Below are 18887 nucleotides of genomic sequence, written 5' to 3' on the forward strand. Positions count from 1 at the left end.
GCAGACGGCAGCCGACCAACGGTCGGCTCTACGCATTTCGACGGTCAGCCGCCCCAGACCAGCGCCAGCTCCAGCGCGATCCAGCCGACGAAGGCCACCACCAGCACCGCGCCCTCACGCCGGCTGATCGTCAGATCACCGCGCAGCATCGGGTAGAGCACCAGCACGAAGGCGATCGCCGCCGGCAGCTCCAGTTTCACGAACGATTCGGGCAGCGCCAGCGGACGCAATGCGGCCATGCCGCCGACCACCACCAGCAGGTTGAACAGGCTCGAGCCGATCACGTGGCCCAGCACCATGTCGCCCTGGCCACGCCGGGCGGCGGCAATGGCCGCCGCCACTTCGGGCAACGCGGTGCCGATCGCCACCGGCAGCAGGCCGACCAGCAACGGTGACCAGCCCAGCCCGGCGCCAAACACCGGCGCGGCCTGCACGATCCAGCGCGCGCCGAAATACAGGCACACCGCCGCGAACAGCAGCCGCAGGAGGTTGAGGAACAGTCCCGTGCGGGTCATGGCGTAGCCGGCGATGCCCTCCCGCACCGGCTCGACTTCCAGCCGCGCGCGGCGCAGCAGGAACACCAGCAGGCCGACAAAGGCGAGCAGCAGCACGGCCCCTTCCCAACGTGCGATCACGCCATCCAGGCCGAACAGGATCAGCAGCGCACTGGCGGCGGCCAGGCAGACCAGCAGCGGTGACAGCAGGCGCGCACGGACCAGCAGCGGCGCAGCAAGCGCCGCCAGGCCCAGGGTCAGGCCGACGTTGACGATGTTGCTGCCCACCGCGTTGCCGAGCGCGAGTTCTTCCGCGCCGACCACGAAGGCACGGGCGTTGACCACCAGCTCCGGCAGCGAGGTGCCGAAGGCCACCAGCAGCAGCCCGGCGACGAACGGCGACGCGCCGAAGCGCTGGGCCAGACCCGAGGCGGCCCGGACGATGGCGTCGCCGCCCAGTGCCAACAGCACCAGGCCCAGCACGAACCAAACAGTGGCAGCAATCATCTGGTGCTCCCCGGTGACAGATGTGGGCCGATTCTAGGGCCAGCCCACGCCAAACAGTGAAGGCCCGCCCCGGCCCTGTGGCCGGCGCGGTGCCGATGGCTCAGGAGCAGCCTTCCACGTAATCGACCTGCGGGGACTTGCCGACCCGCCATGCGGTCACATTGCCATCGCCGTTGATCTCGAAGTTGACCAGCGCGCCGCCCTCGGTCGCCGGGCGCACGCGCAGGTTGTGGCCCTGCTCGTCGTACTTGTGTGGGGTCAGGTCGCCGCGATCCGGGTACAGCGTCTGCAGCTGGCCGAGCGACATGCCGACCTTGCCGCCACCGGGGGCGACGATGCGGTCGTTGCGCACGTCGTACCGGACCAGACGCTTGCCTTCGATCATGAAGATCACGTCCTCGGCCTGCGCGCCTTCCGGCCGCAGCGCATGGCAGTAGTCGTCAGCGACGTCGCCCTGCAGGGGTGTCTTCCAGGCCGCCCGGACCTCGTCCAAGGTGCTGCCCAGCGCCACCGGGCCGTAGCCATCCAGGCGTGCCGGACCCTGCGTCACCGTGCCCGGGGCCGCCGTGGCAAGCGCTGCCGGCACGGTGTCCGCCGCCGGTGCAGGCACGGCCGCCTCGGCATCGGCCGACGGCGTCTCCGGCGTGCGCTCGCACGCGGCCAAGGCCAGCACCATCCCCACTGCCATCACGCTTCCCAGCTGTCTCATGCCTGCATCCTCCCGGTGAATGGGCGCAGCCTAGCGCGAGCGCCGTGTGGGCGGCATGCACAGTGTCGCTGTCATCCGCGTTTCACCTGCCGCGTTCAGGCTCGGCCTGCACCGCATCGACCCCGCCCCCATGCAACCGCAGAAGACCGACCTCGCCCGCACCGCTTTGCAGGCCCACCGCGCGCCCCTGGACATGCGCCAGCGCCGGCTGTTGATCCTGTGCGACGGCCAGCGCGACCTGGTCCAGCTCGGCCAGCTGGTGGGCCCGGAAACCCCGGCGATGGTGATCCAGCTGATCCAGAGCGGGTATCTGGTGTCCAGTGCGGTCGCGGAGGCCGCCATTGTCGCGCCCGCCGCCCCCGCGCCGGGCGTGATGCAGACAGCGGCGCCGGTGACCGAACGCCGCCGCTCGCTGGTCGCCGCCCGCATCTATCTGCTGGACATCCTGGAACTGCAGCGTCATCCGCAGGCGGCAGCGCTGTTCCACACCCTGCAGCAGTCACGCAGCGACGAGACGGTCATGGGCGGGCTGCAGGCCGCATTGGACGCGCTGCCGGGCCTGACCTCCGTCGGGTATGCCGAGCGGGTACGGCAGCGGTTGCTGGAAGTGCTGCCGAAGGAACATGCCGAGCGGTTCCAGATCGCGCTGGTTTGAGCCCGCGTCAGCCCGAGAAATTCGCCTTCAACCCCTGCCAGCACTGCTGGTACCCGCGCTGGCGGTGCGTCGCGTCCATCGCCTGGGCGGTGGGGCGGATCACGCCGCGGGTTTCGAACATGAAGGCCATGGTGTCCTTGATCACGTCCGGCCTGCTCAGGTCGGCGGCGGAGGCCTTCTCGAAGGTCGCCGCATCCGGGCCGTGGCCGCTCATGCAGTTGTGCAGCGAGGCACCGCCGGGCACGAAACCTTCGGCCTTCGCATCGTAGGCGCCGTGGATCAGGCCCATGAATTCGCTGGCGATGTTGCGGTGGAACCATGGCGGGCGGAACGTGTGCTGCGCGACCAGCCAGCGCGGCGGGAAGATCGCGAAGTCCATGTTGCTGGTCCCCGGCGTGTCGCTGGGCGAATGCAGCACGAGGAAGATCGAGGGATCGGGATGATCGTGGCTGATCGAGCCGATCGTGTTGAAGCGGCGCAGATCGTAGCGGTAAGGCGCGTAGTTGCCGTGCCAGGCGACCACGTCCAGCGGCGAATGATCGATATCCGCACGCCACAGCTGGCCCTCGAATTTGGCAATCAGTTCGAACGCGCCGTCGATATTCTCGAACGCTGCATGGGGCGTTTCGAAGTCGCGCGGATTGGCCAGGCCATTGGACCCGATCGGGCCCAGGTCGGGCAGCTTCAGCAGCGCGCCGAAGTTCTCGCAGACGTAGCCACGTGCGTCGCCGTCAGGCAGTTCGACACGGAAGCGCACACCGCGCGGGATCACCGCGATCTGCTGCGGCTCGATCTCGATCACGCCCATTTCGGTGAGCAGGCGCAGGCGGCCCAGCTGCGGGACGATCAGCAGCTCGCCATCAGCGTTGTAGAAATAGCGGCCCTGCATGTCGCGGTTGGCGGCGTACAGGTGGATGCCCACGCCAGCGTGGGCGTCGGGCGAGCCGTTGCCGCCCATGGTGTACAGCCCCTCGATGAAATCGGTGGGCGTGCTGGGCAGCGGCAACGGATCCCAGCGCAACTGGTTGGGCGAGACCGGGCCCTGCGCGACGTCGCCGTGCAGGTGCGGCTGGATAAAGGGGGTGAATTCGCCGTGGGTCACCGCGGGGCGGATGCGGTACACCCAGCTGCGGCGGTTGCTGCCGCGCGGCGCGGTGAACGCGGTGCCGGACAGCTGTTCGGCATACAGACCATGCGCGACACGCTGCGGGGAGTTCTGCCCAACCGGCAGTGCACCCGGCACCGCCTCGGTGGCGAACTCATTGCCGAAACCGCTCTGGTAGCCGCGCGATGACATCGGGTTGTTCATGGTCCTGCTCCGCCGGAGGCGTGGATGGCAAGGGAAGACAGCCGGTGGCACCCGCGCGGGCGCGGATGCCACCGTTGAAGCGTAACGCGGGTGGCGGCCGAGTGCCTTACAGCACGCCGCGCTTCATCTGGTCGCGCTCGATGCTTTCGAACAGCGCGGTGAAGTTGCCTTCGCCGAAGCCTTCGTTGCCCTTGCGCTGGATGATCTCGAAGAAGATCGGGCCGATGCAGTTGGTGGTGAAGATCTGCAGCAGTTTGCGCTGTTTGGTCTCCGGGTCGGCATCGATCAGGATCTTGTTCTTCGCCAGTCGGGCCACGTCTTCACCGTGGTTGGGCACGCGCATGTCGATCACATCGAAATACGTGTCCGGCGTGTCCAGGAACTCCACGCCCTGGGCGCGCATCGCTTCCACGGTGTCGTAGATGTTCTCGGTGAAGCAGGCGATGTGCTGGATGCCCTCGCCCTTGTAGGCATCGAGGTATTCGTTGATCTGGCTCTTCGGATCGGAGGATTCGTTGAGCGGGATGCGCACGATGCCGTCCGGGGCGGTCATCGCCTTGGACACCAGGCCGGTCTTGAGGCCCTTGATGTCGAAGTAGCGGATCTCGCGGAAGTTGAACAGGCGCTCGTAGTAATCCGACCACTGCTGCATGTTGCCGAAATACAGATTGTGGGTCAGGTGATCGATGAAGGTCAGCCCGAAGCCCTTCGGGCGCGGGTCCACGCCGTCGATCGGCGCGTAATCGTTATCGAACATGCTGCCGTTGGCGCCGTAACGGTCCACCAGGTACAGCATGCAGTCGCCGATGCCCTTGATGATCGGGGCGGCGACGGCGCGGGTGTCAGGCTTGAAGTCGATCGGTTCGGCACCGTTGCCCAGGGCCATCTGGTAGACCTCATCGCCCGGCTTCTTGAAGCGGATGGCGAAACCGCAGGCGCACGGACCGTGCTTCTCGGCGAAGTCCGAGGCGAACGAGTCCGGCTCTTCATTGACCAGGAAGTTCACGTCGCCCTGGCGATAGACCGTGATCGCACGCTGCTTGTGGCGCAGCACCGCGGTGAAGCCCATCTTGCGGAAATAGTCGTGCAGTTCCGCGCCACGGCCGGCCGGGGCGGCGAACTCGACGAACTCGAAACCATCGATGCCCATCGGGTTTTCGAAGGTGGTGACCTGCATGCCCGGATCGGGTGCGAAGGACGCGGTGCTCGTTTGGCTGGTCATGCTGTGGCTCCAAAGCAATCCGCATCGGAAAAAACCAGGTGCGGTAGGAAGGCAGACCCGCGAGAATGCGGAGTCCGGAACGTAGGTTATAGTTTCACATGAAACCACCATCAAGGTGCACCGCAGCATGAGCCCGCCCGATCCCAGCAGTCACAGCATCCGCGCATCGCACGCCCTGCTCGATCTGGAGCAGTTCCTGCCCTACCGGCTGAGCGTTCTGTCCAACCGCGTCAGCGGCAACATCGCCAAGCTGTACGGGGACCGTTATGGCCTGGCGATCCCCGAGTGGCGGGTGATCACGGTCCTGGCGCTGTACCCGGGCTCGTCGGCCAGCGAGGTGTCCGATCGCACCGCGATGGACAAGGTCGCGGTCAGCCGCGCCGTGGCCAGACTGCTCGAACGGGGCTTCATCAAGCGTGAAACCCATGGCGATGACCGCCGCCGCTCGGTGCTGGCGCTGTCGGCCGCCGGATTCGAGGTGTACGAGACCATCGCGCCGCTGGTGATCGACATCACCCGCAAGCTGATGTCCGTGCTCAGCGAGGACGAAGAACAGATGCTGGAGACGCTGATCCTGCGCCTGGCCGGGGAAGGCCTGCAGCGGATGGACGAGTAGGCAACGACCGTTGGTCGTTGCCGCTCAGCTCAGGTGCTTGCGCCGCGCATGTACCCACGGTGCGGCCAGCGCGCCGATGGCACCGCCGGCAAATCCCAGCGAGGCGGCCACGGCGGCCGCTTCGATCGCACCCGGCAGGGCCAGCGCGGCGACCACCAGCAGCAGCGATGGCAGGCCGATGAAGGTCGCCATGAAGTAGCGCCAGCGCGGTGACCACGTGCCGACCTGGAGCAGACTGACCGGCATCCAGGTTTCGCCGGAGGCGTCCTGGGCAACCTTCGCGGCCACCTTGCCCAGGTCCGCTTCGACCGGCCCCTTGCCGCCACGCGCGGCAGCCAGCATCGCGGCCACCTCTTCAACCGCCGGGAAGCTGGTCGGCCAGGTCTGCGGGGCGTTGACTCCGTAGGCAGTCAGCAGCGGCAGGCTGATCCAGGGCGCCAGCAACGGACGCACCTTGCGACGGTCCAGCACACACCAGATCTGCGTCACGCCATGCGCGGTCACGCTGTACAGCGCCAGCTGCGCCGCCGCCGGATACGGCAGCAGGTGCACGCGCGCGGCCATGCTGTCGTAGCCCATCTCACGCAGGAAGCCCGGGCGGGTACGGCCCTCGTGCGCCCAGGCCAGGCCGAGCGCGCCGACCAGATACACCTCGGCCGGATCCTTCGTGCCGGCGGTGGCGCGGTCATCGCTGGCCAGGAAGAACGCCAGCGATTTGGGTTCGGCGACGTCGTGCTGGTCCCAGCGCCCGGCGTCGCCCAGCACATGCTTGAGCGGCAGGCGCGCCGGGGCGGTTTCGTCCTTGCTGGCGTTCTGCAGGAACGGCAACACACTCAGCACGAAGCCCTGCAGGTCCACGCCGCGCAGGCCGCTGCCCTGCCACTCGGCCGGGATCAGGCCGGGCAGGCTGCCCTGGCGTGCCAGCGTGTCCAGCTGCGCCTTCTGCTCCACCAGTTTCTGCACGGCCGCCTTGAGCAGTACGTTGTCGGGCACGGAGACCATCGGCAGGCGGTAGCGGATCGCGCCGGGCGCCGGGGCCTGGCCGTCGCCATCGAGCGCATCCGGCGCGGTGTGGTCATCCAGCAGCACGTCGACCGGCGGCAGGCTCACGCCGGCCGGCGCATCAAGGGAAACATCGGTGGTGCTGTCGCTGGTGCCCGGCTGCATGCGTCGATTCCGTCGGTTGTCCGCCACGAACAGCGCGGCATGAGGTCCTTGGGGGTAGCGGCCGGGTGGCGCGGAAATTGAGCGCAAAAAAAAAGCCGCGGAATCCGCGGCTTTTTCGATCACGACGCCTTGGGTGGCGCCCATTGCTTCATGAAGGCGAAGAAGCGGCCACGGTCGTAGCCCTTCTTCTGCCCCTTGTCCGCTTCCAGCTCACCGGTGAACTGCGAATGCAGCAGCGTGCCGTCGGCATCGAGCACGAACAGGTGCGGGTAGCCCTTCACTGCCGGGAACTGCGACAGGAACGCCGCGTTCTCGTTTTCTTCGCTGTAGTTGACCTTCATCCAGACGTAGTTCGCATCGCGGAAGCGGCGGATCTCCGCATCCCCTTCGATGAAACCGTCCATCAGATGGCACCACGGGCACCACTCGCCGCCCACATCCACGATGATCCGCTTGCCGCCGCGCTGGGCCTCGACCTTGGCCGTGGCCAGATCGGCGACCGGATCGCGGGCCGGATCGAACTGGGCATTGAGCGCCGCGATCGCGGCGATGTCCGCCGCGGCCGGGGTGTTGCCCGAGGCCACCGGTTCGCCGGGATCGGCGACCGGGGTCTTCTGCTCGGAGGTATCCAGCGGCTGCGCAGGCGCCGCGGTGGGCGCCGACGACGGCGAACAGGCGGCCAGCAGGCCGGTCACGATCATCGACATTGCCACGGCTTTCATGCGCATCGCCTTCCTCACTTGACGCCGTGCATCAGCTTGTTGATCAGCGGTGCGACCAGGAACAGGACCACGCCGGAGATGATCAACGCCCAGAAGCCGAACGTGTAGCCCTTCAGCGCCGATTCCACGGTCATGCCGCCTTCGCCGCTGACCACGCCGGCGAAGATGCCCGACATGTTGTTGCCGATGCCGGTAGACAGGAACCAGCCGCCCATGCCGAAGCCGACCAGGCGCACCGGGGCCAGCTTGGTCACCATCGACAGGCCGATCGGCGACAGGCACAGCTCACCGACGGACTGGATCACGTAGACCATGAACAGCGTCCAGAACGGAATCTTGCCGTCCACGACCATGCTCGACAGGGCCACCATCAGCAGCGCGAAGGCCGCACCGTTGAACAGCAGGCCCAGGCCGAACTTGCGCGGGATCGACGGGTTGGCGCGGCCCAGCTTGATCCAGATCCAGGCAATGATCGGGGCCAGCGTGATGATCGCCACCGAGTTGACCGACTGGAACCAGGCGGTCGGGAATTCCCAGCCGCCCAGGTTGCGGTTGACGATGTTGTCGGCCAGGAAGGTGAACGAGCTGCCGGCCTGTTCGAAGAACATCCAGAACATCACGTTGAAGGTGAAGATGATCAGCATCGCGATCACGCGGTCGCGCTGGACCTTGCCTTCGCGGATGCCTTCGACCAGCAGCAGGATCGCCAGCGCGATGAACATCGCGCCCAGGATCCAGGCCAGCGCGGTGGCGCCGGTGGAGAGCAGGAAGAACGCGATCGGGATCGCCACGATCGCACCGATGAACACCATCACGATGCGGCCATAGCCCTCTGCACCGGCCGGGGGGGCGCCGATGCCCTTGAGGCCGGCACGGCCAACGTAGAACCAGGCCAGGCTGATCAGCATGCCGATGCCCGAGGCGATGAAGACCATCTTGTAGGACGGCATCGCTTGGGTGCCGAACACGCGCTCGGCCAGGTACTGGGTCAGCACCGGGGCGATCATCGCGCCGATGTTGATGCCCATGTAGAAGATGGTGAAGCCCGAATCGCGGCGCTCATCCTTCAGGCCGTACAGCTTGCCGACCATGGTGGAGATGTTGGGCTTGAACAGGCCGTTGCCGATGATGATCGTGGCCAGGCCCAGTTCGAAGATTTCCTTGTTGGGCATGGCGACCATGAACAGGCCGGCGGCCATGATCACCGCGCCGGTCAGGATGGAACGCTGGTAGCCCAGCACCCGATCGGCGACGTAGCCACCGAAGATGGCGGCGGCGTACACCAGCGCCAGATAGGCACCGTAGGTCCGGCTGGCGGCAGCCTGGCCGGCCGAATCACCGTCGAAGAACTGCGCGACGATGTACAGCACCAGGGCCCAACGGATGCCGTAGAACGCAAAGCGTTCCCAGAATTCGGTCATGAACAGCATCCACAACGGGCGCGGATGGCCCAGCGTGGTCTTGAACTCCGGCAGCGCCGGATCGGGAACGGATTTCGCGGCGGCGTCTACGCTCATGCGGGATTCCTGGGTTCGGTGGAAGACATGCACGTCCGATGTGCGAAAGCAGCGCGGGAGAATCCCAGACCAACCACGTTCACGTCAAATACACGCTGATGTGGACCGCTGGCAGCATGGTCGCTGAACTTGCATCTGCAACTTCCGGGCAAAACCCGGCAGCGCAGCAACGGCGGGGCCTGCCGCACCGTACGGCGGATGGGGCAGGTAAATATGAATAGGCTTATTGCGGTCGATGCCGGATCAGGCGTCCGGCGGCATCGGGTCGTCGTTGCGGATCGTGGTGCGCACCTGGAACAGCTCCGGGAAGAAGGTCAGTTCCAGCGCTTGGCGCAGGAAGCCGACCCCGCTGGAGCCGCCGGTGCCGCGCTTGAAGCCGATCACCCGCATCACGGTGCGCATGTGGCGGAAGCGCCACAGCTGGAAGGCGGTCTCCAGATCAACCAGGTCCTCGCACAGCGCGTATTCGCGCCAGAAGCGGTCGGTGTTCTGGTAGATCCGCTCGAACACCGGGTGCAGGGCATCGTCGGCCACGTGCGGCTGCTGCCAATCGCGCCCCTGATAGCCGGCCGGGACCGGATGGCCGAAGCGGGCCAGGTAGCGCAGGAACTCCTCGTACAGGCTGGGGGCATCAAGCACTTCCTGCAGCTGGGCCTGGCCGCCCGGGTCGTGCGAGAACACCTGCAGCATCTGCGCGTTCTTGTTGCCCAGCAGGAACTCGATGTAGCGGTACTGCAGCGACTGGAAGCCCGAGGACGGGCCCAGCACATCGCGGAAGCCCATGTATTCGGAGGGGGTCAGCGTCTCCAGCACCGACCACTGCTCGGTGAGCTGGCGCAGCACCTGCTTGCTGCGCGCCAGCACCTTGCGGCACTGCCAGACCTCGTCGCGCTGCAGGAACCCGATCGCCGCGCGCAGTTCGTGCGCCAGCAGCTTCAGCCACAGCTCCGAGGTCTGGTGCTGGATGATGAACAGCATTTCGTCATGGTGCGGCGGGTTGGACAGCGGCTGTTGGGCCGACAGCAGCTGATCCAGGCGCAGGTAGCCGCCGTAGGTCAGCCGCCCCTCCAGATCGGTGTGGATACCAGCTTCGAGATCGCGTTGGTTCTTGTCGACGGACATGGCAGGGACCGCTTGAGGGGCAGAAAGGGTAGCGCAGTGGCCGGGGGGCCGCGCATCCGGCCGTCCGCGGCTCAGCGCGCCACCAGATCGGCCGAGCCCACGATCCTGACGCCAGGCGTCGGCACCAACACCGCCTCGACCAGCGCGGCGGCGATGGTCTCGGCCGGATTGATCCGCCAGGCGCGCGGCAGGACCGGGCCCAGTACGCCCAGCACCAGGCTGGCCAGATGCTCGCCGGTACGTCGCTCGGCACGCTCGCCCCCGATCAGCCCCGGGCGGACCAGGGTCAGGGAGGGGTAGCCCAGTGCCCGCAGGTCCTGCTCCAGCCGGCCTTTGACCTGGTTGTAGAAGATCCGCGAGCCCGCATCGGCGCCCATCGCCGAGTTCAACGCGAAGGCATGCGCGCCGCGGGCGCGTGCCTGCTGTGCCACGGCCAGCGGAAAATCATGGTCGACCCGCGCGAACGCTTCCTTGCTCCCGGCCAGTTTGATCGTGGTACCGAGCGCGCAGATCACGGCATCCACCGCCCACCAGTCGGCCTCGGCCGGCAGCTGCGCGAAGTCCACCACCGGATTGAGCAGCGCCGCATCCGTGGTGTCCAGCGGGCGGCGGGTCGGAGCGACCACCGCATCGCAGCGCGGGTCGTCCAGCAGTTGCCGCAGCACATGACCACCGACCAGCCCGGTCGCCCCCACCAGCATCACCTTCATCGCACTCTCCTGCCGTCGCCGTGCTTACCATCCTGCCATGCATGACCGGTTCAAGGCCGGCCGCGCTGCGCCGATACTGTTCCCACCTCTCCACCGCTCCGGCCTCCGGCCGTGCCCTGCAAGGATCTGCCGCATGACGGACCCGCACGACGCTCCCCCCAGCCCCGGCACCGCCGTCGGGCGGCTGTTGTCGCGGCGGCAGAGCGTGGGCACGGGGGTGGAGGCCGCCAGCGAGCCGGCGCCCGGCCCCAAGGGGGGCAGCAGCGCGATGCTGCAACGGTTGTTCGCCGGCATCGATGCGCCCGAGCCGCTGCTGGCTGCGTTCGCCAATGGCATGTCCACCCTGCCCGGCGAGCTGGGCGACATGGGCCTGCGCCTGCAGTCGGCGCAGCGCAGCGCGGATTGGGTCAGCTATGGCCGCGCGATGCGCCAGCTGATCGACAAGTACATCCGCACCATCGAACAGGAAACCCCGGATGGCCAGCCCGACAGCCTGCGCCTGCGCGAGCTGCTGCGGCATACCGTCGGGGTGACCGTGGCCAGCCTGCTGCAGAACATGCCGGAACTGCGCGAGGAGCCGGTGCAGCTGGCCGGTGAACTGCGCCACTGGCATCCCGGCCAGCCGCTGCAGCCGATCGAACAACGGCTGCGCGAGCTCTCGCACCAGATCGGCGTGCGCAGCGATGGCTGGCAGGAACAGCAGGAGCTGCTGCTGAGTCTGTTCGATCTGCTGTTGGACAACATCAGCGAGCTGCTGGATGACAGCAGCTGGCTGCATGGCCAGGTCCACGCGGTGCGTTCGCTGATCGGCGGCCCGCTGGATCGCGATTCGGTCGAACAGGCGCGCGCCAACCTGCGCGAGGTGATCTACAAGCAGGGGCTGCTCAAGCAGGGCATCGTCGAATCCAAGGCGGCGATGAAGAACGTCATGGGGGGCTTCATCGAGCGCCTGGACGGCATGGCGGTGAGCACGGGCGAATACCATGACCGGATCAGCAGCTACGCGCTGGCCCTGAAGGAAGCGCGCAGCATCGCCGACCTCAACCAGCTGCTGCAGGACGTGCTGCAGGACACCGGCCGCGTGCAGGATCAGGCCCTGCAGGCGCGCGATCACCTGGGCAATGCACGCCGTGAAGTGGAACAGGCCGAACAGCGCATCGCCGAGCTGGAACAGGAGCTGCGCGAGATCGCCGGGTTGATCCGCACCGATCCGCTGACCGGTGCGCTCAACCGCCGCGGTCTGGACGAGCTGCTGGAGCGCGAACTGGCGCGTGCCGCCCGCCACGGCCATCCGCTGGCGCTGGCCCTGCTGGATCTGGACGATTTCCATCAGACCAATACCCTGCATGGCCATGCCGGTGGCGATGCGGTGCTTCGCCACCTGGTAACCGTCTGCCAGCTGCACCTGCGCAGCAGCGATGCCATCGCCCGGCTCGGCGGCGATGAGTTCGTGCTGCTGCTGCCGGAAACACCTGCGGCGGACAGCATGTCCACCCTGCTGCGGCTGCAGCGCTCGTTGGCACAGCGGCCGCTGCCGCTGGACGAACAGCGCGTGCCGGTGCATTTCAGCGCCGGGCTGGCGCAATGGCAGCCCGGCGAGCCGGCCGAGGCGCTGCTGCGGCGCGCCGATGCGTCGCTGTATGCGGCCAAGCGGGTCGGCAAGAACCGCGTACTGGCGGCCGAGCCACCGCGCTGAGCCCGCGCCTGTGATATTCCGCGCACCGGCGCGAATCATCCGGGTATGGACATGACACTGCCCGCTAGCGACATCGATCTGCGCCCGCGCTTCGCCGCGCTGTTGGAACAGCACCGCGGCATCGTGCTGAAGGTGGCGCGCGGCTATTGCCGCCACCCGGAGGATCGGCTCGATCTGGTCCAGGAGATCAGCGTGCAGGCGTGGGCGGCATTCGAGGATTTCGACCCGGCGCGGGCGCGCTTCTCCACCTGGCTATACCGGCTTGCGCTCAACGTGGCGATCTCGCAATGGCGTCGCCAGCAGCATCGCCAGCGCCACCACACGCCGCTGGACGACGCGCTGCCTGCCGCCGACGACCGTGCACCGCCCGAGCAACGCCATGCCCTGCACCAGCTGGAGGTCGCCATCCATGCGCTGCCGCCACTGGACCGTGCCCTGATGCTGCTGCACCTGGACGATCACGACCACCGGCAGATCGCCGAGGTACTGGGCATCAGCGTCGCCAACGTCTCCACCCGCCTGCACCGCCTGCGCCAGCAACTGCGCACGCGCCTGAACCCCACCGACCGAGGCCCGCGCCATGCAACCGGATGAACTCAAGCAGCTGTGGAACAGCGTCGGCAAGCCCACCGATGCGCAGGAGGGCTTCGCGCTGGAGGCGTGGCGCAGCCATCGGCACCGCAGCGTCCAACGCCAGCTGGGCCTGTTCAGCCTGTGGCAGGGGCTGCAGCTGGTGGTCTGGCTGGCCGTGGCGGTGTACTGCGGCAGCCAGTGGTGGCAGCACCCTCCGCTGGCGGTGATGCTCAGTGCGTTGGCGCTGCATGCCTATTGCATCGCGGTGATCATCGCCAGCATCACCCGCCTGCATCGCCGCCGGCAGTTGCAGCCGACGCAGACGGTGCTGGCGCAATCGCAGCAGCTGGCGGCGCTGCGCCGCCATACCGCACTGACCGAGCTGCTGCTTGGCCTGCCGTGGTGCTGGCTATGGTTGGCCGTGCCGGTGCTGTTGGCCTGGCAGGCGTGGGGCGTGGATCTGGGCGCCTTTGCCGCACCGTGGCTGCTGGCCTCGCTGGGCGCGGGGACGCTGGCCATGCTGGCCGCGTGGGTCGTTGCCCGCCGCTGGGCCCAGCGCGCACCGGCCTCACCGTGGCTGCAGCGCGCGATCGACGCGCTGTCCGGCCGCCGGCTGGCCCGCGCCCGCGCCGAGCTGGAGGCCCTGCGCGGCTGGGAGCCGGCCTGATGGGGTCGCCACTCAGTGCGCGGGCTTGGCCCCGCGCAACTTCTGGAACCCGGTCACCGCTGCCAGGACCACCGCGCCGATCACCACGCCGACGATCACGTTGCCCAGCGCGTTGATCAACCAGCCCCAGCTGCCATCGCCGCCCATCGCCAGGATGGCGTGATGCAGCGGCGCGATGCTGTGCACCAGGATGCCGCCCCCGACCAGGAACATCGCTGCGGTACCGGCCACCGAGAGGAACTTCATCAGCCACGGCGCCGCCACCAGCAGGCCCCGGCCCACCGCAGCCAGCGCCGCGCCCTTGCGCGACAGGTACAGGCCCAGATCGTCGAGTTTGACGATGCCGGCGACCAGGCCGTAGACAAACACCGTCATCGCCAGCGCGATCACCACCAGCGCGCTGACCTGGTTGAGGAACGGCGCGCTGGAGACCACGCCCAGCGACAGCACGATGATCTCCGCCGACAGAATGAAGTCGGTGCGGATCGCGCCCTTCACCTTGTCCTTCTCCCACGCGACCATGTCCACCTTCTCGTCGGCCAGGGCCTTGGCCCGCTCGGCCTTGCGCTGCTCATCCTCATCGCGCGAATGCAGGAAGCGGTGCGCCAGCTTCTCCACGCCCTCGTAGCAGAGGAAGGCGCCACCGATCATCATCAGGGGGGTGATCGCCCACGGCAGCCAGGCGCTGATCGCCAACGCGGCCGGCACCAGGATCGCCTTGTTGACCAGCGAGCCCTTGGCCACTGCCCACACCACCGGCAGCTCACGGTTGGCGCTGACGCCGGTCACCTGCTGGGCGTTCAGCGCGAGGTCGTCGCCGAGCACGCCGGCGGTTTTCTTGGCCGCGACCTTGGTCAGCACCGACACATCGTCCAGCAGGGACGCAATGTCATCGAGCAACGCGAACAGACTGGCACCGGCCATGGTGGATCCAAAGGAGGAAGCGGGAGCGCCGATTCTGACCGATCCGACCCCTGTCGCGGTAGCCGGAGCGGATTCACCAGTCCACCACTGCCGCCCGGCCACACTGCCGGTGATCGTCGCCCCGGAGTCCTGCTTGAACACCACGCCCGTCCTTCCCGGTTCGCCGTCGCTGGTCAAGGGCATGAACCGCCGCAGCCAGATCCTGCGCCTGCTGTTGCGCTACCGTAATTCCGGCGTGTTTTCCGGCATGAACCTGGACGCAGGTGCGGTCCACGATGTGCCACCGGAGGGCAACCCGGAACAGTTCGTCACCGACCTGGAATCGCTGGGGCCGACCTTCGTCAAGCTGGGCCAGATGCTCTCCACCCGGCCGGACATGGTGCCGGTGGAATTCGCCACGGCCCTGGAGCGCATGCAGGAGAACGTCGCGCCGATCCCGGTCGAGCGCGTCGCGGCGATCATCGAAAAGGAACTGGGCGCGTCGGTGTCCAAGCTGTTTGCCAGCTTCGACCCCGTCCCGCTGGGCTGCGCCTCGATCGCCCAGGTGCACCGCGCCGAGCTTCACGATGGCCGCCAGGTCGCGGTCAAGGTGCAGAAGCCGGAGGTCGCCGCCCAGCTGCGCTCGGATCTGGACGTGCTGCGCAGCTTTGCGCTGGCCGCCGACCATCTCACCCAGGTCGGACGCCGCGTGCGCCTGCGCGACTGGCTCAATGAATTCGCCAAGACCCTGATGCAGGAGCTCGACTACCAGGCTGAAGCGGAGAACCTGCAGCGCTTCGGCCAGCACCTCAAGCCGTTCAAACCACTGTGGGTGCCGCAGCCGATCTGGGATTACTGCAGCCACCGCGTGTTGACCATGGAGCTGGCCCAGGGCGTGCGCGTGGACATGATCCCCGACGTGCGGCGCACCGAGCAGCCGATGGCGCCGCTCGCCGCGGCATTGATCCGTGGCTATGTGGACCAGATCTTCGTGCATGGCGAGATCCACGCCGATCCGCATCCCGGCAATCTTCGCGTCACGCCGGCCGGTCGCCTGGCGATCTTCGATCTGGGCATGGTCGCGCACATGCCGCCACGCCTGCGCGAGCGCCTGTTGAAACTGCTGTTCGCGGCAGTGGATGGGCGCGGCGAAGAAGTCGCCGATGAGATCATCGGCATCAGCACGCGGCTGGAGTTCTTCGATGAAGAACGTTACCTGCGCGAGACTGGGCAGATCATCGCGCGCTATGCCGCCAACAGCAGCTTCTCCGAAGGCCGGGTCGTTCTTGATCTGGTCCGCATCGCCACCGCCAGCGGCCTGCGCACCCCGCCGGAGCTGAGCCTGCTCGGCAAGGCGCTGTTGAATCTGGAAACCGTGTGTCGGCTGCTGTCGCCGGACCTGGATACCCGGCGCATCGTGGAGAAACAGCTGCAGCACGTGATGCGGGCGCGACTGAAGAAATCCCTGTCCGCCGCCAATCTCGCCAGCGAGGCGATGGAGATGCAGCAGCTGCTGCGCGATGGGCCGCGCAAGATGACCGACATCCTCGCGCTGCTCGCCGAGAACCGCCTGCAGATGAAAGTCACCGGGCTGGAAGAATCCCGCCTGATGGAGAACCTGCAGAAGATCGCCAACCGCGTCTCTGCCGGCATCGTCACCGCCGCACTGATACTCGCTGCGGCGATGATGATGAAGGTCGATACCGGCTGGCATCTGTTCGGCTATCCGGCGATCGCATTCACCTTGATGTTGATCGGCGTGGTCCTCGGATTGGGCATCATCCTCAGTGCGCTGATCTTTGATCGTCGCGCACGCTCCAAGGAAGAACGCGGGCACCGGTGACACGTTCGCACGCACGTCACGCCTTCAGCCGACCCTGAACACGCGCGATGCAGTGCAGCATCGCGCGCGCTTCTTCACGCGCGTTTTACGTCGCATATCGCAGTGCGAAGCGGGATGTTCGTTGTCGTTTTCAACAAACATTTCAGTCAGGTTCGTGCAGGCATGATCGAGTCATCGGCTTGTCATGCATGTGTGGTTGGGACAGCCGGTCGGATGGGACATACGTCGTCATGGCGTCCATCACCACCTGTCTCCACTGCCAAAAGTGCTTATGCTCTGGATCCTGCTGCTGTCACTGTTGCTGCTCGCCTGGCTGTTCCTCGCATCTGACAAGTGGGTGTGGTGGAAGGCAAGCCTCATGTCATTGCTGCTGCTGACCCTCAGTGCGTGGTGGTTGATCAACAAGTTGTCCGGTGACGGTCTCAATGCCGCCACGCTGTACCACCTCGGCGCGGACATGGAAGGCGCCGGTGTCGCCGACTTCAAGCACTACATCGCCGGCTTCATCGCGCTGGCCCTGGTCTCGCTCACCCCCTTGCTGCTGGCGCGCCTGCGTCGTCGGCACCGCCCCGCGCATGGCAAGGCGGTGTTTGCCGGCTTCATGGCGATGTGGTTCGTCGCCATCGTGGTGAGCCCGCTGTACAGCAATGGCCAGCGTCTGTACCAGCAGATGCGCCCGGTCGACTACAGCATGGTCAAGGCCGAGTACCGCGTGCCCACGCAACCGCTGACCAAGCCGCGCAACATCGTGTGGATCTACGGCGAAAGCCTGGAGCGCACCTATCTCAATGAAGAAACGTTCCCGGACCTGATGCCCAACATCAACCGTCTGGCCGCGCAGTCGCTGGACGTGCGCGGGCTGGTCTCGGCCGAAGGCGGTGGCTGGACCATCGCCGGCCTGGTCTCCTCGATGTGTGGTGTGCCGCTGACCACCGCGAAGGAAGACGAAAACAGCATGGGGCGCATGGGCAGCTTCCTGCCCGAAGCGGTCTGCCTGGGCGATTACCTCAAGCAGCAGGGCTACACCAATCACTACCTGGGCGGGGCCAACGGCCAGTTCGCCGGCAAAGGCCAGTTCCTGGCCACGCATGGCTTCGATACCGTGGATGACCTGGCCTGGTTCAAGCAGCAGAAGATCACCCGCGCGCACTTCTCGCCGTGGGGCGTGCATGACGATGTGCTGCTGGACAAGGCATACGACCGCTTCGTGCAGCTCTCGCGCAAGGGCGAGCCGTTCATGCTGACCACGCTGACGATGGACACCCATCACCCCGCCGGGCACCTGCCGGTGGCCTGCAAAGGCACCCGCTACCAGAGCGAGCACGGCAACATCGGCATGCTCAATGCGCTCAAGTGCACCGACGGGCTGATCGCCAAGCTGGTCGACCGCATCCAGGCCAGCCCGTACGGCGAAGACACCCTGATCGTGATCGCTTCCGATCACCTGGCCATGCCGAATGATCTCAGCCACATCCTCGCCAAGCAGGACCGCGAGAACCTGCTGCTGTTCCTGGGCAAGGACATCGCCCCGCGCCAGCTGACCGCGCCGGCCGGTTCGACGCTGGATTCGGGCGCGACCCTGCTGAGCCTGATCGACCCGGCCATCGATTCGATCGGCTTCGGCCGCTCGCTGCTGCACCCGGAACGTTCGGACAGTGCCAGCGCCGCGGTGTTCCGCGATAACGGCAAGGACTACCCGCGTTATCTGGCGTTCTCGCGCTCGCTGTGGCTGGGCGACAAGACCCGCCAGCTGCGCATCGATGACGACAACCAGGTGGTGATCGGCCTGCAGCATGTGCAACCGCCGGTGCTGCTGGAGTACGACAAGCATTGGGATCTGAAATCGGTCTACCTGGAGAACACTTCCAAGCAGTTCGATCTTGCCGATCCGTCCAATACGTTGGCCTACGTGGATCGCTGTACCGCGTTCGAGGACGGCTCGGCCGATGGCGACTGGTGCGCGATGCTGGTCAACCAGGACAAGGGCATCAAGCTGTTCCGCGATGACCAGCTGCGCGGGGGCGTGGCGGTGGATGGCCCGCTGGATCCGTTCAACGGCCCGCGCCCGAGCATCCGCCAGGCGCACATGATCACCCAGAAGGGTCGCCGCACCCGGGCCGGCCAGTACATGGTGCAGCTGGTGACCAAGCAGTCACCCGACCGCGGCTTCTGGATCGAAGCGGTCTCCTCGCAGCGCAAGGTGGTGGTCGCCCAGCAGTGGGTACAGCCGGATGCCGAGGGTCGCATCAACCTGAGCTTCGGCCTGGACCACGAGGTCGATGATCTGGAAGTACGGGCGTGGTTGAACCACGCCGAGAAGCTCGCCGTGGATACCTTCGCGCTGGTGCCGTCGCGCCGCGGCAACCGCGGCTGATCCGGCCCTCCCGACCGACATCGGGGGCGGTCCGCCGTTCGTATCGGGTCCGCCGTTCGTATCGGGTCCGCCGTTCGTGTC

16 protein-coding genes and 1 pseudogene are annotated in these 18887 nt (G+C 66.9%); 7 read left to right on the top strand and 10 right to left on the bottom strand.

Annotated elements, in window-relative coordinates; all coding sequences use genetic code 11:
- Positions 1–44: 44 nt before the first annotated feature.
- Positions 45–1001 carry a sodium:calcium antiporter gene (locus ABE546_RS15955; RefSeq protein WP_346464443.1) on the bottom strand — a complete coding sequence of 319 codons (957 nt, stop codon included), beginning with the start codon at positions 999–1001 and terminating at the stop codon, positions 45–47.
- Between the two features lie 100 nt (positions 1002–1101).
- On the bottom strand, positions 1102–1710 hold the full coding sequence (locus ABE546_RS15960; RefSeq protein ID WP_346464445.1) for a hypothetical protein: 609 nt from the start codon (positions 1708–1710) through the stop codon (positions 1102–1104).
- Positions 1711–1840: 130 nt separating this feature from the next.
- Here ABE546_RS15960 and ABE546_RS15965 point away from each other — a divergent pair, with 130 nt between their 5' ends.
- On the top strand, positions 1841–2365 hold the full coding sequence (locus ABE546_RS15965) for a hypothetical protein (RefSeq protein ID WP_346464447.1): 525 nt from the start codon (positions 1841–1843) through the stop codon (positions 2363–2365).
- A gap of 7 nt (positions 2366–2372) precedes the next feature.
- On the opposite strand, the gene hmgA is transcribed toward ABE546_RS15965, so the two are convergent.
- Together hmgA and hppD are read right to left on the bottom strand one after the other, a co-directional pair.
- Positions 2373–3674 carry a homogentisate 1,2-dioxygenase gene (gene hmgA / locus ABE546_RS15970; protein WP_346464449.1) on the bottom strand — a complete coding sequence of 434 codons (1302 nt, stop codon included), beginning with the start codon at positions 3672–3674 and terminating at the stop codon, positions 2373–2375.
- 106 nt (positions 3675–3780) lie between these two features.
- Positions 3781–4896, bottom strand: a complete 1116-nt coding sequence (gene hppD / locus ABE546_RS15975) for a 4-hydroxyphenylpyruvate dioxygenase (protein ID WP_346464451.1) — start codon at positions 4894–4896, stop codon at positions 3781–3783.
- Between the two features lie 127 nt (positions 4897–5023).
- On the opposite strand from hppD, the gene ABE546_RS15980 reads away from it, so the two are divergent.
- Entirely contained in the window at positions 5024–5512 is a 489-nt protein-coding gene (locus tag ABE546_RS15980; RefSeq protein WP_088433561.1) for a MarR family winged helix-turn-helix transcriptional regulator, read from the top strand.
- 24 nt (positions 5513–5536) lie between these two features.
- On the opposite strand, the gene ABE546_RS15985 is transcribed toward ABE546_RS15980, so the two are convergent.
- The 5 genes from ABE546_RS15985 to ABE546_RS16005 form a co-directional block, all read right to left on the bottom strand.
- A complete protein-coding gene (locus tag ABE546_RS15985; RefSeq protein WP_346464453.1) occupies positions 5537–6679 on the bottom strand; it encodes a hypothetical protein in 1143 nt (380 codons plus the stop codon).
- A gap of 119 nt (positions 6680–6798) precedes the next feature.
- The gene (locus ABE546_RS15990) at positions 6799–7407 is read right to left on the bottom strand and encodes a thioredoxin family protein (RefSeq protein ID WP_313211047.1); all 609 of its coding nucleotides are present in this window, start codon (positions 7405–7407) and stop codon (positions 6799–6801) included.
- An 8-nt stretch (positions 7408–7415) separates the two neighbouring features.
- Positions 7416–8918, bottom strand: coding sequence for a peptide MFS transporter (locus tag ABE546_RS15995; RefSeq protein WP_121040656.1), 1503 nt, complete (start codon positions 8916–8918; stop codon positions 7416–7418).
- A 243-nt stretch (positions 8919–9161) separates the two neighbouring features.
- On the bottom strand, positions 9162–10040 hold the full coding sequence (locus ABE546_RS16000) for a tryptophan 2,3-dioxygenase family protein (RefSeq protein ID WP_346464455.1): 879 nt from the start codon (positions 10038–10040) through the stop codon (positions 9162–9164).
- Positions 10041–10111: 71 nt separating this feature from the next.
- Entirely contained in the window at positions 10112–10750 is a 639-nt protein-coding gene (locus tag ABE546_RS16005) for an NAD-dependent dehydratase (protein WP_346464457.1), read from the bottom strand.
- Positions 10751–10883: 133 nt separating this feature from the next.
- Between ABE546_RS16005 and ABE546_RS16010 the strand changes: the two genes are divergently transcribed.
- From ABE546_RS16010 to ABE546_RS16020, 3 genes are read left to right on the top strand one after another with little or no spacing between them, the layout of a single operon-like run.
- The gene (locus tag ABE546_RS16010; RefSeq protein ID WP_346464459.1) at positions 10884–12446 is read left to right on the top strand and encodes a diguanylate cyclase; all 1563 of its coding nucleotides are present in this window, start codon (positions 10884–10886) and stop codon (positions 12444–12446) included.
- A gap of 45 nt (positions 12447–12491) precedes the next feature.
- Positions 12492–13040 (top strand): sigma-70 family RNA polymerase sigma factor, encoded by a 549-nt coding sequence (locus tag ABE546_RS16015; RefSeq protein WP_313211044.1) that lies wholly within the window; start codon positions 12492–12494, stop codon positions 13038–13040.
- Positions 13027–13686 carry a hypothetical protein gene (locus ABE546_RS16020; protein ID WP_346464461.1) on the top strand — a complete coding sequence of 220 codons (660 nt, stop codon included), beginning with the start codon at positions 13027–13029 and terminating at the stop codon, positions 13684–13686. Before ABE546_RS16015 ends, ABE546_RS16020 begins: the two co-directional genes overlap by 14 nt.
- Before the next feature lie 12 nt (positions 13687–13698).
- Here the strand turns inward: ABE546_RS16020 and ABE546_RS16025 are convergent, their stop codons facing one another.
- A complete protein-coding gene (locus ABE546_RS16025) occupies positions 13699–14610 on the bottom strand; it encodes a DUF808 domain-containing protein (protein WP_121040668.1) in 912 nt (303 codons plus the stop codon).
- Between the two features lie 166 nt (positions 14611–14776).
- On the opposite strand from ABE546_RS16025, the pseudogene ABE546_RS16030 reads away from it, so the two are divergent.
- Positions 14777–16432 (top strand): annotated as a pseudogene (locus ABE546_RS16030) (AarF/UbiB family protein); the annotation flags it as partial.
- A 271-nt stretch (positions 16433–16703) separates the two neighbouring features.
- Positions 16704–18806, top strand: coding sequence for a phosphoglycerol transferase I (locus ABE546_RS16035; RefSeq protein ID WP_346464463.1), 2103 nt, complete (start codon positions 16704–16706; stop codon positions 18804–18806).
- The last annotated feature ends 81 nt before the right edge of the window (positions 18807–18887 follow it).

Origin of the sequence: Stenotrophomonas sp. TWI377 (assembly GCF_039674525.1) — a bacterium.
GTDB lineage: Bacteria > Pseudomonadota > Gammaproteobacteria > Xanthomonadales > Xanthomonadaceae > Stenotrophomonas.

Excerpts from the sequence above, each read along its gene's own strand:
- ABE546_RS15980 (WP_088433561.1), top strand. The coding sequence starts at position 5,024 with ATGAGCCCGCCCGATCCCAGCAGTCACAGCATCCGCGCATCGCACGCC.
- ABE546_RS15990 (WP_313211047.1), bottom strand. The coding sequence starts at position 7,407 with ATGCGCATGAAAGCCGTGGCAATGTCGATGATCGTGACCGGCCTGCTG.
- ABE546_RS15955 (WP_346464443.1), bottom strand. The coding sequence starts at position 1,001 with ATGATTGCTGCCACTGTTTGGTTCGTGCTGGGCCTGGTGCTGTTGGCA.
- ABE546_RS15985 (WP_346464453.1), bottom strand. The coding sequence starts at position 6,679 with ATGCAGCCGGGCACCAGCGACAGCACCACCGATGTTTCCCTTGATGCG.
- ABE546_RS16010 (WP_346464459.1), top strand. The coding sequence starts at position 10,884 with ATGACGGACCCGCACGACGCTCCCCCCAGCCCCGGCACCGCCGTCGGG.
- ABE546_RS16025 (WP_121040668.1), bottom strand. The coding sequence starts at position 14,610 with ATGGCCGGTGCCAGTCTGTTCGCGTTGCTCGATGACATTGCGTCCCTG.
- ABE546_RS16035 (WP_346464463.1), top strand. The coding sequence starts at position 16,704 with ATGCTCTGGATCCTGCTGCTGTCACTGTTGCTGCTCGCCTGGCTGTTC.
- ABE546_RS15960 (WP_346464445.1), bottom strand. The coding sequence starts at position 1,710 with ATGAGACAGCTGGGAAGCGTGATGGCAGTGGGGATGGTGCTGGCCTTG.
- ABE546_RS16000 (WP_346464455.1), bottom strand. The coding sequence starts at position 10,040 with ATGTCCGTCGACAAGAACCAACGCGATCTCGAAGCTGGTATCCACACC.
- ABE546_RS16020 (WP_346464461.1), top strand. The coding sequence starts at position 13,027 with ATGCAACCGGATGAACTCAAGCAGCTGTGGAACAGCGTCGGCAAGCCC.
- ABE546_RS16015 (WP_313211044.1), top strand. The coding sequence starts at position 12,492 with ATGGACATGACACTGCCCGCTAGCGACATCGATCTGCGCCCGCGCTTC.
- ABE546_RS15995 (WP_121040656.1), bottom strand. The coding sequence starts at position 8,918 with ATGAGCGTAGACGCCGCCGCGAAATCCGTTCCCGATCCGGCGCTGCCG.
- hmgA (WP_346464449.1), bottom strand. The coding sequence starts at position 3,674 with ATGAACAACCCGATGTCATCGCGCGGCTACCAGAGCGGTTTCGGCAAT.
- ABE546_RS15965 (WP_346464447.1), top strand. The coding sequence starts at position 1,841 with ATGCAACCGCAGAAGACCGACCTCGCCCGCACCGCTTTGCAGGCCCAC.
- ABE546_RS16005 (WP_346464457.1), bottom strand. The coding sequence starts at position 10,750 with ATGAAGGTGATGCTGGTGGGGGCGACCGGGCTGGTCGGTGGTCATGTG.
- hppD (WP_346464451.1), bottom strand. The coding sequence starts at position 4,896 with ATGACCAGCCAAACGAGCACCGCGTCCTTCGCACCCGATCCGGGCATG.